Below are 15,110 nucleotides of genomic sequence, written 5' to 3'. Positions count from 1 at the left end.
CGCGAACACCAGATTTTCCTGTATGAAACATCAGTTTCTAGAGGTAATTCGAGCTGCTACGGTCCATGTTTCCTACAACGGCACGGAAGCCCACAGTGTGAGAAGCCCATGGACCCTTTCAACGCTTCAGCCCTGAAACTGCAGAAAAACCTGCTGAACCTGCGCATTGAGCGGGACCGCCTGAGAAGTGCGGGCAAACACCAGGAAGCTGATCAACTTGCCCAGTCTGTCGCGCAACTGGAGGCGGCTCTGCAGCAGTTGCCAGATGACCTCAAACCAAAAACCTTGCAGTAAGAATACCCACGCGGTGCCCCCAGCCGGTGAAGCCTGCCGGGCTGAAAAGCGCCGCCTGGGGGCCCGCACAACGATCCCCTGCGGCCGGCTGACGCTGCCCCGCATCCACAATTCCACTGGCCTTGATCCTGATAATTAATTGGAGGCAAGCGCTCATCCGCCTTACCGTGGCAAGCCACCAAGCCCCAGTAGAAAAGGCCAGTTCCATGAACGACCGTGAGTTCATCAATGCCATCGATGCCGATGGCCTGCCCCTGCACATTGCTGTCAGCAACGGCCGCATCAGCCACATTGGCGCGCAGCGCGCCAGCACCCCGGCCCGCGAAACGATCGACCTGGAAGGCTTGCTGGTATTGCCGGGTTTCGTTGATGGCCACATTCACCTGGACAAGAGCTTCGTGGGTGATCGCTGGCGCCCGCACCAACCTGTCGCCAGCCTGCGCGAGCGCCTGGCCGTGGAAAAACGTGAGCTGGCGAGCGCACCGCCCATCATCGAGCGCGCCGACGCGCTGATGCGTCAGGCAGCTGCGTACGGCACCTTGGCCATGCGTTGCCATGTGGACGTGGACGCCACCACCGGCCTGAGTCACCTGCACGCCATGCTCGAAGCCCGGGACAACTGGAAACACCTGCTCGACATCGAGCTGGTGGCCTTCCCCCAGGCCGGCGTGGTCACCTGCCCTGGCACCGCCCAGGTCATGGAGGCCGCTATCGGCGAAGGGGCTCAGGTGGTTGGCGGCATCGACCCCACCACCTTGGACGGCGACGCTGACGCCCAGCTGGATATCGTCTTCGGCATCGCTGAGCGGCATGGCGTTAAAGTCGATATCCACCTGCATGAACCCGGCGATATCTGCATCGCCCAACTTCAGCGCATTGCCGCGCGCACCCAGGCCCTGGGCATGCAAGGCCTGGTTGCGGTCAGCCACGCCTACGGCCTGGGCGACGTCACCGACGCGGTGGTCGACCACACCGCCGAGGCGTTGGCGGGCGCAGGTATCTCGATCATGACCAATGCCCCGGGCGACCGGGCCTTTCCGCCAGTGCTGCGCTTGCGCGCCGGGGGTGTGCAGGTGTTCACCGGCAACGACAACATCCAGGATGCCTGGTGGCCGTATGGCAATGGCGACATGCTGCAGCGGGCGATGCTGGTCGGTTACCGCTCGGGGTTCAACACCGACGAAGAGCTGCGGGTGGCGCTGCAGATGGCGACCGAGGCCAGTGCCGCGGTCATGGGCAAGCAGGATTACGGCCTGCACCTAGGTAACGAGGCCAGCTTCGTGTTGTTGAGGGCGCCCAATGCGGCGGCCGCGGTGGCGGCTGCCATTCATGAACGGGTGATCGTCCGCCACGGCGCGTTCTGGGGCGGGCCTGCACAGGTGCACCTGCAGGCTGGCCAGTTCGCTGCCGAACTGCGGCGCTGACAACAGCCCTGGCCAGCTTCGGCACTCAAGCGGCAGCCGCCCGTTTGCCCTCTTCGCTGGTCTCGAACTGCCCGACCAGCTTCTGCAACTTGCCGGCATCCACCCGCACCTTCTGCGCACTGCTCTGCAACACCACCGCAGTCTGGCGCATCTCTTGGGAAGACTGGTTGACCTGCTCGATGGTCTTGCCATATTCCAGGCTGCGCCGGTTGAGCTGCTGGATGATCGCGAACATACCCTCCACCGCCTGGTGCAGTTGCACGTTTTCGGACGAGGCGTCCTCGGCCAGGCGCAGGCTGCTGTCCACGTCCTGCACGCCCCGCTCCATGAAACTCACGGCCTGACGGGTCTCACCCTGCAGGCTCTCGACCATGGTGCGTATGTCATCGGCAGCCCGCGCCGTTCGCGCCGCCAGGCTGCGCACCTCGTCGGCCACCACGGCAAAGCCACGGCCGTGCTCGCCAGCGCGCGCCGCCTCGATCGCAGCATTGAGCGCCAACAGGTTGGTCTGGTTGGTAATGTCACTGATCAACCCGGTGATGTTGTCGATCTCGACCATGCGGCTGTCAAGGCGTTGCACACTGGAGGACGAGCGCGCCACCACGTCGCGGATCGACTGCGTACCGGCCTGCACCGCCTGGAACTGCTCGCGGGCGCGGGTGACCACTTCGTCCATGGCCTGCTTCATCTGCTCGGCGCTGACCGAGGCCTGCTGCAATTCGCCCAACTGCTCTTCCATGATGATCATCATCTGATGCACGGCCTCGGCCACGTCAGCCGAAGTGACGCTGGCATCCTGGCTACGGCCCAGCATCATCTGGTTGGTGACGCCCACCGTGTGGCTGGCCTTGACCACCTGCCCTACCACTGCATCCAGGCGGTCGATGAAGCTGTTGATCCAGCGGGCCATGTCGCCGCTTTCATCGTTGCCCACCGTGTGGTTATCCAACCGCTGGCGCAGGTTGCCCTCACCCTCGGCGATGGTCCGCAGCACATTGCTCATGCCATTGAGGCGCGCCGCCACACGGCGCGGCCCGAGCATGCCGAACAGCACCGCGGCGGCGAGCATGGCCAAGGCTTCGACCACCTCGTTCAGGCCCTGCGGCAGGCCCGCGTAGTGCTGCACCAGGTAGTTGCAACCGAACAGGCCGACCATCGTCGCAAGGTAGGGCTTCATCAAGCCATAACTGAGCGAGCGGCGCCGGTAGACTTCCTCGAGGTCTGCCTCGCACATCATTCCCCAGCGGTCCGGCGAGCCCGGCAGCTGGAAGGTCACGCCCTTGCCCACCACTGGCACATGACGGTAGTCGGAATACCCGGGGTAGGTAACGAACACATTGGCACCGCAACGGATGGTTTCGCGTACCCCCGGGTGCAGCTCGCGGGTGGATGGGTCGGTAAAACGCAGCTCCAGCTCGGTATGGCGCTGCACCTGCACGGTGCCCCACGCCGTGTGAACGCCGTTTTTCAGGTTCTCGCCGTGGGTGAAGGTGGCATCCTCGAAACGCGAGCGCGACAACGCCGTACCCGGCTGGATCGTCGGGTCGAAGCGCGACTGCGCCATGAACAGGTAGTTGTCACCCGATTCGGCGTAAATATGCCCAGCCTCGCGCTGGATCAAATCGCCCAGCACATCGTTGGGTACGCGACCACAGAGGCAACCCACGACGTTGCCGGTAACCTTCACAGGCTGGTAGAACATCAGGGTTACCTCATCGTGAAAGCGCGAAGAGGACGGGCCGATGCTCAAGGTCAGCGGGTCGCAATAGGGGCCGTGCAAAAATGGCGCCTTCAGCCCCTGCGCCAGCGCACGGGTGTGCCCGACTGGCGCTGTTGCCCGTTGCGGCCAGGTCGAGGCAAGCACCTTGCCAGTGGGGTCGACGACGAACAGCTCGGAGAAGTCCTCGGCCTGGGCCAGCTTGTCCTGCAATTGCGCGCTGCCCAGCCGGTCAAAGCCGGGGGCCAGTTGCTCGGCCAGCTCGGCCAGGTGCTCCCATTGTTCGTGCGCCCACTCCTGCAGCAAACGGACGCGGGTCTGGGCAATGGCCTCGAAGGTTTGCTCGATTTGCGGATAATTTGCCCGGTTCAAGTGACATGCCCAGCCCATGCTGAACTTGCCTGTTCTGCCAAACCAGGGCAGCCAGCCCTTCTCTTGGGATGACAACTGCATGGAAGCACTGGAAAGCGACATTATCTTCACCATACGCGACATCGAATGGCAATTTGATAGCAAGTCGCAGGCCAATAGAGGCATCGGGGTAGAATCACGGTCTACCACCGCATCCCGCCCGCTAACGGTGCAAAAACACACCATTCGGGTGGCGGGTAGCACCATTCAGGTGCAAAGTGAGGCGCCAAGCCCCTGAGCGCACGGGACTGCGCCGCCGTTCGGGATGCTCGCAGATCGCACAACAGTTCGATAATCGCACGAATTCCGCCAAACCCCCTCTACTGTAGCCCTGTCTTGCGGCACGCTATGGCCAAAGTCAGCAAGCGATTGCACATGCTGACAGGCCCACCGCTTTAAAGGCGCCGGCCAGCCCGACAACTCCAACTCCAGGAACAACCAGGAGCTCGCCTTGATCAATAAAACGTACGAGTCCATCGCCAGCGCGGTGGAAGGGATCACCGACGGATCGACCATCATGGTCGGTGGCTTCGGCACTGCCGGCATGCCGTCCGAGCTGATCGATGGCCTGATCGCCACCGGCGCCCGCGACCTCACCATCATCAGCAACAACGCCGGTAACGGCGAGATCGGCCTGGCAGCCTTGCTGATGGCCGGCTGCGTGCGCAAGGTGATCTGCTCGTTCCCGCGCCAGTCCGACTCGTACGTGTTCGACGAACTGTACCGCGCCGGCAAGATCGAACTGGAGGTGGTACCTCAGGGCAACCTGGCCGAGCGTATCCGCGCAGCGGGCTCGGGCATTGGTGCGTTCTTCTCGCCGACCGGCTACGGCACGCTGCTGGCCGAAGGCAAGGAAACCCGTGAAATCGACGGCCGCATGTACGTGCTGGAAATGCCGCTGCACGCCGACTTTGCGCTGATCAAGGCGCACAAAGGCGACCGTTGGGGCAACCTGGTCTACCGCAAGGCGGCGCGCAACTTCGGCCCGATCATGGCCATGGCCGCCAAGACGGCCATCGCCCAGGTCGACCAGGTTGTCGAACTGGGTGAACTGGACCCGGAACACATCATCACCCCGGGTATCTTCGTCCAGCGCGTCGTCGCCGTCACCGGCACCAGCGCTGCTTCGCTTGCCACCGCTGAATGAGGCCTGCCATGACCATCACCAAAAAGCTCTCCCGTACCGAGATGGCCAAGCGCGTGGCCGCAGACATTCAGGAAGGTGCCTACGTAAACCTCGGCATCGGCGCACCAACCCTGGTGGCCAATTACCTGGGTGACAAGGAAGTATTCCTGCACAGCGAAAACGGCCTGCTGGGCATGGGCCCTAGCCCGGCCCCGGGCGAAGAAGACGATGACCTGATCAATGCCGGCAAGCAGCACGTGACGCTGTTGACCGGTGGCGCTTTCTTCCACCATGCCGACTCGTTCTCGATGATGCGCGGTGGCCACCTGGACATCGCGGTACTGGGTGCCTTCCAGGTTTCGGTCAAGGGCGACCTGGCCAACTGGCACACCGGCGCCGAGGGTTCGATCCCGGCGGTGGGCGGCGCGATGGACCTGGCCACCGGCGCGCGCCAGGTGTTCGTGATGATGGACCACCTGACCAAGACAGGCGAAAGCAAGCTGGTGCCTGAATGCACCTACCCGCTGACCGGTATTGGCTGCGTCAGCCGTATCTACACCGACCTGGCAGTGCTGGAAGTTACGGCTGATGGGTTGAAAGTGATCGAAATATGCGCAGACATCGACTTCGATGAACTGCAGAAACTCAGCGGTGTGCCACTGATCCAGTGATCGAGCGCAGGCGCCCGCTGTACAGGCAACCCCGCGGAGTATGATCGATAACCGCATTCGGGTTCATCTGAATGCGGTTATTCGGTAGACTAGCGCCCGGGTGTCTGCTGCATGGTGCAGTGAGGCAGGTTAAAGAACAGCGCAGGTCGGGCCGCCATGCGGGAGTACTTGCGCCTATGCCTAAAACAGATTTGCCTCGCGCCCAGAAAGTGGCCGAGCGCGCCTTGGCCAGCCTTCAACGCTTTTTGCATATTGAAGCAGTCAGTGGCATCGTCCTGTTGGTTGCCGCTGTCGCCGCCCTGATCTGGGCAAATTCCCCTGCCGCACACAGTTATGAGGCCCTGTGGCATGCCCCGATAACGTTCGGCGTGGGCTCGTATGTGTATTCGCAGTCCCTGCATTTCTGGGTCAATGATGGGCTGATGACCATCTTTTTCCTGGTGGTGGGCATGGAGATCCGCCGCGAAATCCACGAGGGCGCCCTGGCCAGCCTGCGCCAGGCCATGCTGCCCATGGCCGCTGCTGTCGGCGGGGTAATCGCACCGGCACTTCTCTACCTCGGTATCGTTCATTCGCCAGCCGACCATCAGGGTTGGGCAGTGCCAACGGCCACCGATATCGCTTTTGCGGTAGGCGTACTGGCCCTGCTGGGCAAGTCGATTCCGTCCAACGTACGTGTGTTTCTGCTTGCCCTGGCGATCATCGATGACATTATCGCTGTGCTGATCATCGCGGTCTTCTACTCGGGTGGCCTCGACTACAGCGGTTTCGGCGTCGCGGCGATCGGCCTGCTGATGGTAATCGCGCTGCAGAAGATTGGTGTGGGATCGGCCTACGCCTATATCGTGCCCGGTGCGATCGTTTGGCTAGGCATCCTGTTGACCGGTGCCCACCCGACCCTCGCCGGCGTTGTGCTCGGGCTGATGACCCCGGTAGCCGCCATGCCGATGCGTGAGCGCCCTCTGGACGCCATTAGCCGCTTCACCAACGAGTTGCTGGGCCGCGCCAAAGCACCAGAGCGCGATGCCAGCGAACTCATCGACCCGTTGAAACGCCTGCGCCTGGCACAGCGCGAACTGCTGCCGCCGGTGGTGCGGATGCAAGGCACGCTGCACCCTTGGGTAGCCTACGGCATCATGCCAGTGTTTGCCCTGGCCAATGCCGGGGTCAGCCTGGCTGGGGTCGACCTGTCTGCGGCGGGCCCACAATGGGTCATGATCGCCGTGATAGTCGCTTTGGTCGCAGGCAAGCCCTTGGGCATCATCAGCGTCAGCTGGTTGATGGTACGCCTGGGCTGGTGCGCGCTTCCCGCCGGGGTGAACTGGCGCAGCATCACGCTGGTGGGCCTGTTGGCCGGTATCGGTTTCACCATGTCGATCTTCATCGCCAACCTGGCGTTCGTCGACCCCGGCTCACTGGGGGCAGCCAAACTTGGCGTGCTATCGGCCTCGGTGATCGCGGCGGTGTTGGGGCTGACCTGGGGCGTATGTAGCGTGCGCCGTGCAGCCCCTGCAGGCAACCTGGGTTCGTCAACCTAGCAGCGCCTGCACTGGGCCGCTTTGCCGGGCTGGCCGGGGCTGAAATGCCCTGGCCAGGACAGGTTCGACGGCCCCTCTTAATACACAGGAGCAGCCGACGCCGCTGATGCTGGCATGAGCATGAGGCGAAAAACCATCAGCCACAAAAAAGCCCTGAAAAATCAGGGCTTTGATGAAAAATAGTGGCGGAAGCGTAGAGATTCGAACTCTAGGATAGTTGCCCATCGACGGTTTTCAAGACCGTTGCCTTAAACCACTCGGCCACGCTTCCAGCTCGTTTGCGGCCGCCATAATACCGTAATGAAACAAGCTGTCAAACTCTCTGTGTCGCGGGTTGCAATGGCTCTGGTAGACTCCCAGCATCTGAACGTTCGAAACCACAGGTTTACCAAGGAGTGTCGCCATGCGCGAACAGGATTATGCCGTACATCACGGCCAGCAGGTCGAGCAGCAGGAGATCAGCAAGGTCCTGCGCAACACGTACAGTCTGCTGGCGCTCACCCTCGCCTTCAGCGGCGTCATGGCCTTCGTTGCCCAGCAAATGCGTGTCGGCTATCCGAACGTGTTCGTGGTGCTGATCGGCTTTTACGGGCTGTTCTTCCTGACCAACAAGCTGCGTGATTCGGCCTGGGGCCTCGTCTCCACCTTCGCCCTCACCGGCTTCATGGGCTTCATTCTCGGCCCAATACTCAACCGCTACCTGGGCATGGCCGGTGGTGCCGAGGTCGTCAGCTCGGCATTTGCCATGACTGCCCTGGTGTTCGGTGGTCTGTCGGCTTATGTACTGATTACCCGCAAGGACATGAGCTTCCTCAGTGGCTTCATCACTGCCGGCTTCTTCGTGCTGCTGGGTGCGGTCGTGGCCAGCTTCTTCTTCCAGATCAGCGGCCTGCAACTGGCGATCAGCGCCGGCTTCGTGCTGTTCTCGTCGGTGTGCATCCTGTTCCAGACCAGCGCGATCATTCACGGTGGTGAGCGGAACTACATCATGGCCACCATCAGCCTGTATGTGTCCATCTACAACCTGTTCGTTAGCCTGCTCCAGCTGTTTGGCATCATGGGGCGTGATGACTGATTGTTGTTTGTTAGAAAGCCCGCTTCGGCGGGCTTTTTTATGGGTGTGGGAAAGGCATGCCTGTGTTCGCCTTTAGCATGGGTTAACCGGCGCAGCAGTGCACATTCGCGGCGGGCGGTTTTTGACTGAAAAGTCAGGTAATTAAGCGTAGGGTCGCCGATCATGTCGGCATCGTGCTTTGCTCTACCGCAATCTGCCTTCACCCCGTAGAATGCGCTCCTTTTTTCTTCAGGGGCAGCTTTCAGCCATGAGCACACATGAACACAGCCCAGCAGCATCGGCCCCCGCCAATGAGCTGGTGCTTGGCCTCGAGGACAAGCCTCGGCTGCTGATCGGCCTGCTGGCGGCGCTGCAACACCTGCTGGCGATCATCGTGCCGATCGTGACGCCCGGTCTATTGATCTGCCAGGCGCTGGGGGTGTCCGCGCGGGACACCAACCTGATCGTCTCCATGTCGCTGGTAATCTCCGGTATCGCCACATTCGTGCAGTGCAAGCGCTTCGGGCCGTTTGGCGCCGGGTTGCTGATCGTGCAGGGCACCAGCTTCAACTTCGTGGGCCCGCTGATTGCCGGGGGTGCGCTGATGGTCAAGCAAGGCACGCCGGTCGAAGGTGTGATGGCCGCCATCTTTGGCGTGGTCATCGCTGGCTCGTTCGTCGAAATGGGCGTTTCGCGCATCCTGCCCTTCGTCAAACGCCTGATCACCCCGCTGGTCACCGGCATTGTCGTGCTGATGATCGGCCTGACGCTGATCAAGGTCGGCCTGATCAGTATGGGTGGCGGCTTCGGCGCCATGGCCAATGGCACCTTCGCCAATGGCGAGAACCTGCTGTTGTCGGGTGTGGTGCTGGCCATTATCGTGATCCTCAACCGTATTCCGGTGGTGTGGATGCGCAGCTGTGCCATCGTTATTGCCCTGGCGGTCGGCTATGCGTTGGCGGGCTATATGGGCCGCCTGGACTTCACCGGTATGCATGAGGCCGCGCTGTTTCAGGTGCCGACGCCGCTGCACTTCGGCCTGAGCTTCTCGTGGGCGCTGTTCATTCCGATGCTGGTGATCTACCTGGTGACGTCGCTGGAAGCCATTGGTGACGTGACCGCCACCAGCAAGGTGTCGCGCCAGCCAGTCGAAGGCCCGGTGTGGATGCAGCGGATCAAGGGTGGTGTGCTGGTCAACGGCGCCAACTCGTTGTTGGCGGGCTTGTTCAACACGTTCCCGAGTTCGATCTTTGCGCAGAATAACGGCGTGATTCAGCTAACCGGTATTGCCAGCCGCCATATCGGCATGTGGATTGCCGTAATGCTGGTGATATTGGGGCTGTTCCCCAGTGTTGCCGGGGTGATTCAGGCGGTGCCAGAACCGGTGCTGGGGGGTGCGGCAATGGTCATGTTTGGCGCGGTTGCAGCCTCGGGCATCAATATTCTGGCCAGCACCCGCCTGGACCGGCGTGCGCTGCTGATCATCGCCGTGTCGTTGGCGCTGGGCCTGGGTGTGGCGCAGGTGCCGGAGTTCCTGGCGCATATGCCGGCGGCGGTGCGCAATGTGCTGGAGTCGGGGGTGGCGACCGGTGGCATCTGTGCCCTGGTGCTGAACTGGTTCCTGCCGGAGAGCAAGGAACAGGCTTGAGGCCTGCTCCCTTCTGACAGGGCCTTGCGCAAGCCCTGTAGGAGCGGCCTTGTGTCGCGAATGGGCTGCAAAGCAGCCCCGGGGCTTCAGCGTAAATGCACTAATTGCTGGGCTGCTTCGCAGCCCATTCGCGACACAAGGCCGCTCCTACCAAAGCCCGCGCCCGCATGCACAAGCGGGCGCGGGCTTTTTTGCTTTATCATGGCGGTATTCCTTTGCATGAGTTACCCATGAAATTCGCTATCGCGGTGTTCTCCCCGGCCCATGCGCCCTCCTCGCGGCGCGCCTTGCGCTATGCCGAGGCGGTGCTGGCCGGCGGGCATGATATTGCCCGGCTGTTCTTCTATCAGGACGGGGTACACAGTGCCTCGGCCAACGTGGTCGCGCCCCAGGATGAAGTGGACGTGGCCGCGCAGTGGCGTGCCTTTATCGAGACCCACCAGCTGGATGCCGTGGTGTGCATCGCCGCCGCCTTGCGCCGTGGCGTGCTCGACGAGGCCGAGGCCAACCGCTATCAGCGCCCGGCCGTGAACCTGCCCAGGCCATGGGAGTTGTCCGGCCTGGGGCAACTGCACGAGGCCGCGCAAGTCGCCGACCGCCTTGTCTGTTTTGGAGGCGACTGAAATGGCCAAATCCTTGTTGATCATCAGCCGCCAGGCGCCGTGGAACGGCCCATCTGCCCGCGAGGCGCTGGACATCGCCCTGGCCGGTGGCGCGTTCGACCTGCCGCTGGGCATGCTGTTCCTCGACGATGGCGTGTTCCAGCTGGCGCCAAACCAGCAACCTGCCGCCGTGCAACATAAGAACCTGGCCGCCAACCTGCAGGCGTTGCCGATGTTCGGCGTCGAAGAACTGTTCGCCTGCAACCACAGCCTCACCCGCCGTGGCCTGGCCGCCGACAGCCTGGCACTGCCAGTGCAAGTGCTGGATGACGCGGCACTGACCGCACTGATCGCCCGTTTCGACCAGGTGGTAACGCTCTGATGACGACCCTGCACGTAATTGCCCACTCCCCGTTCGGCGACGAGCGCCTGGCCAGTTGCCTGCGCCTGCTGGGCGCCAACGACGCCCTGCTGCTGTGCGGCGATGCGGTATACGCCCTGCGCAGCGGCAGCGAAGCGTACCGCCAGTTGCAAGCCGCCAGCCTGGCCCAGCGCCTGTTCGCCCTGGACGAAGACCTGCAAGCCCGCGCGGTCGGCAACGACCTGGCCAAGGCCGTGGACTACGCCGGGTTCGTCGAACTGTCGCTGCACTACGACAAGGTCAACAGCTGGCTATGAATACCCTCACCGTTTCCGATCAGGCGATCGCCCTGGACAAGGACGGCTTCCTGGTCGACCTGCAAGACTGGTCCCATGCAGCCGCCGAGGCCCTTGCCGAGCGCGAGGGCATTGCCCTGACCGCGGACCACTGGGAAATTCTCGAACTGCTGCGACAGTTCTACCAGGAGTACCAGTTGTCCCCGGCCACCCGCCCACTGATCAAGTACACCGCCCTGAAGCTGGGCGCGGACAAGGGCAATAGTCCGCACCTGAACCGCCTGTTCAATGGCACCCCCGCCAAACTTGCCGCCAAGCTGGCGGGCCTGCCCAAGCCGACCAATTGCATATGACCCTGCCACCCTTGAATCAAGCCCGCCCGCTGACCCTGGAAACTCCGGCTGAACACCCGTTCGCTGAATTCGTGCGCATTCTTGGCAAAGGCAAGCGCGGCGCGCGCGGCCTTACCCGCGAGGAAGCCAGGGCTGCCATGACCCTGCTGCTGGAAGGCAAGGTCGAGGACACCCAGCTGGGCGCCTTCCTGATGCTGCTGCGGCACAAGGAAGAAAGCGCCGAAGAGCTGGCCGGCTTCACCGAAGCGCTACGCGGCCACCTGCAAGCCCCGCGCATTGCCGTGGACCTGGACTGGCCAACCTACGCTGGCAAGAAGCGCCACTTACCCTGGTACCTGCTGGCCGCCAAATGCCTGGCCGGCAATGGTATTCGCATCCTGATGCATGGCGGCGGTGCACACACAGCCGGGCGCCTGTATACCGAGCAGCTGCTCGGCCTGTTGCATATCCCCCTGTGCCGCGACTGGGCAGCGGTCGACACCGCGCTGGGCCAGCATCAGCTGGCGTTTTTCCCCTTGCACGACTGGGCGCCGCAACTGCAGCGCATGATCGACCTGCGCAACACCCTGGGCCTGCGCTCACCCATCCACTCCCTGGCGCGGGTGCTCAACCCGCTGGGCGCGCGTTGCGGCCTGCAAAGCATCTTCCACCCCGGTTACCAGGCGGTGCACCGCGAGGCCAGCCGCCTGCTGGGCGACCATGCCGTGGTGATCAAGGGCGATGGCGGCGAGATCGAGGTCAACCCGGACGTCATCAGCCACCTCTACGGCACCACTGCCGGCGTAGCCTGGGATGAGGAATGGCCGGCGCTCAGCGAGCGCCGTCACGTCAAACCCGCCACGCTGCAACCGGAGCATTTGCTCGCCTTCTGGCGTGGTGAAGTGCAAGACAGCTACGGCGAGAAAGCGCTGATCGCGACCATGGCCTTGGCACTGCGTGGCCTGGAGCAGACCCGGGAACAGGCCTTCACCAATGCGCAGGCCTATTGGGACAACCGTGATAGATCGATTTAGTCGATAACACTACCCCGATCTTTGCGCTATTTCTTCGAACGATCTGGCCTAGACTGGGCTCCAACGACAAACCCTTTGTTCCAGGAGCTCACCATGGGCCTTTTGATCGACGGCCGCTGGCATGATCAGTGGTATGAAAACGGCAAGGACGGCACCTTCAAACGCGAAAACGCCCAGCGCCGCCATTCGTTGCCCGCCCCCGAAGCCGGCCGTTACCACCTGTACGTGTCGCTGGCCTGCCCTTGGGCCCACCGCACGTTGATCTTCCGCGCCATCAAAGGCCTGGCGCCGTTGATCGACGTTTCGGTAGTGAGCTGGCTGATGCAAGACCATGGCTGGACCTTCGACCAGCAGCAAGGCTCCAGCGGCGATCACCTCGATGCGCTGCAGTACCTGCACCAGCGTTACACCCAGGACGACCCGCACTACACCGGCCGGGTGACAGTACCCGTGCTGTGGGACAAGAAAGAGAAACGCATCGTCAACAATGAGTCGGCTGAGATCATTCGCATTTTCAACAGCGCGTTCAACGCGTTGACCGGCAACACCCTCGACCTGTACCCAGCGCCGCTGCGCCCGGCCATCGAGGCGCTGAATGAACGTATCTATCCGGCGGTGAACAACGGCGTCTATCGCGCCGGCTTCGCGACCACGCAGGAGGCCTACGAGGCGGCGTTCGATGACGTGTTCAACGAGCTGGATCATCTGGAAGATCTGTTAGGCCGCAATCGCTACCTGGCGGGCGAATACCTGACTGAAGCCGATGTGCGCCTGTTCACCACGCTGGTGCGCTTCGACGCCGTGTATCACGGGCACTTCAAGTGCAACCTGCGGCGCCTCAACGATTATCACAACCTGTCGAACTGGCTGCGTGAGCTGTACCAGTGGCCGGGGGTGGCGGGGACGGTGGATATGGAGCATATCCAGAAGCACTATTACATGAGCCACAAGACCATCAACCCGAACGGGATCGTGCCTAAGGGGCCGTTGCAGGATTTCAACCAGCCGCATGATCGGGAGCGGTTGGTGGGTAAAGGGATTTGGCAGGGTTGAGGCACTGGGGCTGCTTTGCAGCCCATCGCGACACAAGGCCGCTCCTACAGCGTGAGGTGCGCCCCATTTGTTGGACAATCTTTGATTAGGCTGCTGCGGCCTGATTCCTGTATGCCACGGGACTCAGGCCGGCCAGCCCCATCTTGATTCGGTCATGGTTGTAGTAATCGATGTATTCATCGATTGCAGCGCTCAGATCCTCGATGCTGGCGAAACGCTGAGCATGATACATCTCGGTCTTCAGTGTGCCGAAGAAACTCTCCATTCGCGCATTGTCAAGGCAGTTGCCTTTGCGTGACATGCTCTGCTCCAGTCCCATCTCCTCTAGTCGATTCCGGTAGCGGTAGTACTGATACTGCCAGCCCTGGTCAGAGTGCAGCATAGGCCTGGCCCCTTCCGGTAGCCGTGACAACGCCTGCTTGAGCATCTGACCGACCAATGGATAGTGCGGCGAGGTGTCGATCTGGTGCGCCACGATCTCACCATTGAACAGGTCCAGCACCGGAGAGAGATACAGCTTTTCACCCGCCACCTTGAATTCGGTCACGTCCGTTACCCACCTCCTGTTTGGCTCCTCTGCCGTAAACTTGCGCTCCATCTTGTTGGGAGCGATGCGTCCGGGCTCGCCACGATAGGACTTGTACTTCTTCACGCGCACCGTGCATTTGAGGTCGAGTTCGGCCATCAGTCGCCGCACGACCTTACTGTTAACTGCGTGGCCGACGCTGTGCAATGTCGCTGTCATGCGCCGATAGCCGTAGCGACCTTTATGCCGCTGCTGAATCTCACGGATACGGTCCTTGAGCGCAGCCAGCTTGTCACCGGCGGCCATCAACTTGCGCTGGTAGTAATACGTACTGCGCGCCAGTCCGGCCGGCTTGAGCAGGCCGTCGAGCGGGAAGCGGGTGCGTAGGGCCGAGATGATCAGGACTTTTTCTTCTCGGCCCTCTTCTGTCTCGCCTTCTCCTCGCGCAGTTCTTTTAACTTTTTTAGGTAGGCGATCTCCATCTCGGCGTGACGCAGCTTGGCCAGCAGTTCGGCGTACGAGAGTTCTTCCTCGGACTTGGGCGAGGTGCTGGCGGGTGGGGTGGATGGTTTGATCATGACGTTTCGCGGTCCCTTGTTCCCTGCTATCAGAGCTTTGATACCGCCACTGTAGTACTGCGCTTCCCATATGCCTATCTGGCTGGAATGCGTCAGGTTGAAAACAGCCGCCGTTTCGCGCAACGACAACTTGTCGCGCCATTTTCGCTCAAGCACCGAGAGCTTGAACTCAGGGCTGAAAGTCTGCGCGTGTCTGGACAGGCTGGCCTCGCCATGGATGCGGTAGGCCTGTACCCAGCGGCGCAGTAAGGAGGGATCCATCTGGAACTGTGCGGCTATGAAACGGTAGCCAATGCCACGTTGCAGAAAAGCCTGGATGGCGGAAAGCTTGAACTGTCTGGTGTACTTGCTCATATGAAAGGCCCCTGAGGTTGGATTTTTGTCCAACGTCAGGGGCGCAGTTCAGCGCAGTGCCTTGGTGTAGGAGCGGCCTTGTGTCGCGATG

At 62.0% G+C, this 15,110-nt stretch carries 16 protein-coding genes, 1 tRNA gene and 1 pseudogene; 14 read left to right on the top strand and 4 right to left on the bottom strand.

What is annotated here, in order from left to right; genetic code table 11:
- The first annotated feature begins 108 nt into the window (after positions 1-108).
- Both FPB55_RS26530 and FPB55_RS09105 read left to right on the top strand, forming a co-directional pair.
- Positions 109-294 carry a hypothetical protein gene (locus FPB55_RS26530; protein WP_009682105.1) on the top strand — a complete coding sequence of 62 codons (186 nt, stop codon included), beginning with the start codon at positions 109-111 and terminating at the stop codon, positions 292-294.
- Positions 295-500: 206 nt separating this feature from the next.
- On the top strand, positions 501-1,718 hold the full coding sequence (locus FPB55_RS09105) for an amidohydrolase family protein (RefSeq protein WP_115293715.1): 1,218 nt from the start codon (positions 501-503) through the stop codon (positions 1,716-1,718).
- 25 nt (positions 1,719-1,743) lie between these two features.
- On the opposite strand, the gene FPB55_RS09100 is transcribed toward FPB55_RS09105, so the two are convergent.
- The gene (locus FPB55_RS09100) at positions 1,744-3,909 is read right to left on the bottom strand and encodes a methyl-accepting chemotaxis protein (RefSeq protein WP_144188017.1); all 2,166 of its coding nucleotides are present in this window, start codon (positions 3,907-3,909) and stop codon (positions 1,744-1,746) included.
- On the opposite strand from FPB55_RS09100, the gene FPB55_RS26195 reads away from it, so the two are divergent.
- The 4 genes from FPB55_RS26195 to nhaA all read left to right on the top strand — a co-directional run bounded on the left by FPB55_RS26195 (position 3,887) and on the right by nhaA (position 7,181).
- Positions 3,887-4,084, top strand: a complete 198-nt coding sequence (locus FPB55_RS26195) for a hypothetical protein (protein WP_177433802.1) — start codon at positions 3,887-3,889, stop codon at positions 4,082-4,084. The genes FPB55_RS09100 and FPB55_RS26195 overlap by 23 nt on opposite strands.
- 213 nt (positions 4,085-4,297) lie before the next feature.
- Positions 4,298-4,993: a 3-oxoacid CoA-transferase subunit A gene (locus tag FPB55_RS09095; protein ID WP_009682100.1), complete on the top strand. Its 696-nt coding sequence runs from the start codon at positions 4,298-4,300 to the stop codon at positions 4,991-4,993.
- An 8-nt stretch (positions 4,994-5,001) separates the two neighbouring features.
- Positions 5,002-5,643 carry a 3-oxoacid CoA-transferase subunit B gene (locus FPB55_RS09090; protein ID WP_009682099.1) on the top strand — a complete coding sequence of 214 codons (642 nt, stop codon included), beginning with the start codon at positions 5,002-5,004 and terminating at the stop codon, positions 5,641-5,643.
- 176 nt (positions 5,644-5,819) lie between these two features.
- Positions 5,820-7,181 carry a Na+/H+ antiporter NhaA gene (gene nhaA / locus FPB55_RS09085; protein ID WP_009682098.1) on the top strand — a complete coding sequence of 454 codons (1,362 nt, stop codon included), beginning with the start codon at positions 5,820-5,822 and terminating at the stop codon, positions 7,179-7,181.
- 183 nt (positions 7,182-7,364) lie between these two features.
- On the opposite strand, the gene FPB55_RS09080 is transcribed toward nhaA, so the two are convergent.
- Positions 7,365-7,452 (bottom strand) — tRNA-Ser (locus FPB55_RS09080).
- Positions 7,453-7,584: 132 nt separating this feature from the next.
- Between FPB55_RS09080 and FPB55_RS09075 the strand changes: the two genes are divergently transcribed.
- From FPB55_RS09075 to FPB55_RS09035, 8 genes are all read left to right on the top strand, one after another.
- Entirely contained in the window at positions 7,585-8,256 is a 672-nt protein-coding gene (locus FPB55_RS09075) for a Bax inhibitor-1/YccA family protein (protein ID WP_003251184.1), read from the top strand.
- 247 nt (positions 8,257-8,503) lie between these two features.
- Positions 8,504-9,883 carry a uracil-xanthine permease family protein gene (locus tag FPB55_RS09065; protein ID WP_054881911.1) on the top strand — a complete coding sequence of 460 codons (1,380 nt, stop codon included), beginning with the start codon at positions 8,504-8,506 and terminating at the stop codon, positions 9,881-9,883.
- Positions 9,884-10,113: 230 nt separating this feature from the next.
- Positions 10,114-10,506, top strand: coding sequence for a sulfurtransferase complex subunit TusD (tusD, locus tag FPB55_RS09060; protein ID WP_054881910.1), 393 nt, complete (start codon positions 10,114-10,116; stop codon positions 10,504-10,506).
- A 1-nt stretch (position 10,507) separates the two neighbouring features.
- Positions 10,508-10,867, top strand: a complete 360-nt coding sequence (gene tusC, locus FPB55_RS09055; RefSeq protein ID WP_009682095.1) for a sulfurtransferase complex subunit TusC — start codon at positions 10,508-10,510, stop codon at positions 10,865-10,867.
- Positions 10,867-11,163, top strand: coding sequence for a sulfurtransferase complex subunit TusB (tusB, locus tag FPB55_RS09050; protein ID WP_009682094.1), 297 nt, complete (start codon positions 10,867-10,869; stop codon positions 11,161-11,163). The genes tusC and tusB overlap by 1 nt, the downstream gene beginning before the upstream one ends.
- On the top strand, positions 11,160-11,495 hold the full coding sequence (locus FPB55_RS09045; RefSeq protein ID WP_144188013.1) for a TusE/DsrC/DsvC family sulfur relay protein: 336 nt from the start codon (positions 11,160-11,162) through the stop codon (positions 11,493-11,495). Before tusB ends, FPB55_RS09045 begins: the two co-directional genes overlap by 4 nt.
- 11 nt (positions 11,496-11,506) lie before the next feature.
- Positions 11,507-12,508 carry a glycosyl transferase family protein gene (locus tag FPB55_RS09040; protein ID WP_009682092.1) on the top strand — a complete coding sequence of 334 codons (1,002 nt, stop codon included), beginning with the start codon at positions 11,507-11,509 and terminating at the stop codon, positions 12,506-12,508.
- A gap of 93 nt (positions 12,509-12,601) precedes the next feature.
- Positions 12,602-13,561: a glutathione S-transferase family protein gene (locus FPB55_RS09035; RefSeq protein WP_009682091.1), complete on the top strand. Its 960-nt coding sequence runs from the start codon at positions 12,602-12,604 to the stop codon at positions 13,559-13,561.
- Positions 13,562-13,646: 85 nt separating this feature from the next.
- On the opposite strand, the gene FPB55_RS09030 is transcribed toward FPB55_RS09035, so the two are convergent.
- The gene (locus FPB55_RS09030) at positions 13,647-14,735 is read right to left on the bottom strand and encodes an IS3 family transposase (RefSeq protein WP_237144650.1); all 1,089 of its coding nucleotides are present in this window, start codon (positions 14,733-14,735) and stop codon (positions 13,647-13,649) included.
- Positions 14,732-15,019: pseudogene (locus FPB55_RS26900) on the bottom strand (transposase); the annotation flags it as partial. The gene FPB55_RS09030 and the pseudogene FPB55_RS26900, both read right to left, overlap by 4 nt.
- Positions 15,020-15,110: the final 91 nt, after the last annotated feature.

Source organism: Pseudomonas sp. BJP69 (genome assembly GCF_007633355.1).
Taxonomy (GTDB): Bacteria; Pseudomonadota; Gammaproteobacteria; order Pseudomonadales; family Pseudomonadaceae; genus Aquipseudomonas; species Aquipseudomonas juntendi.
This window is presented reverse-complemented; position numbering and strand designations above follow the sequence as displayed.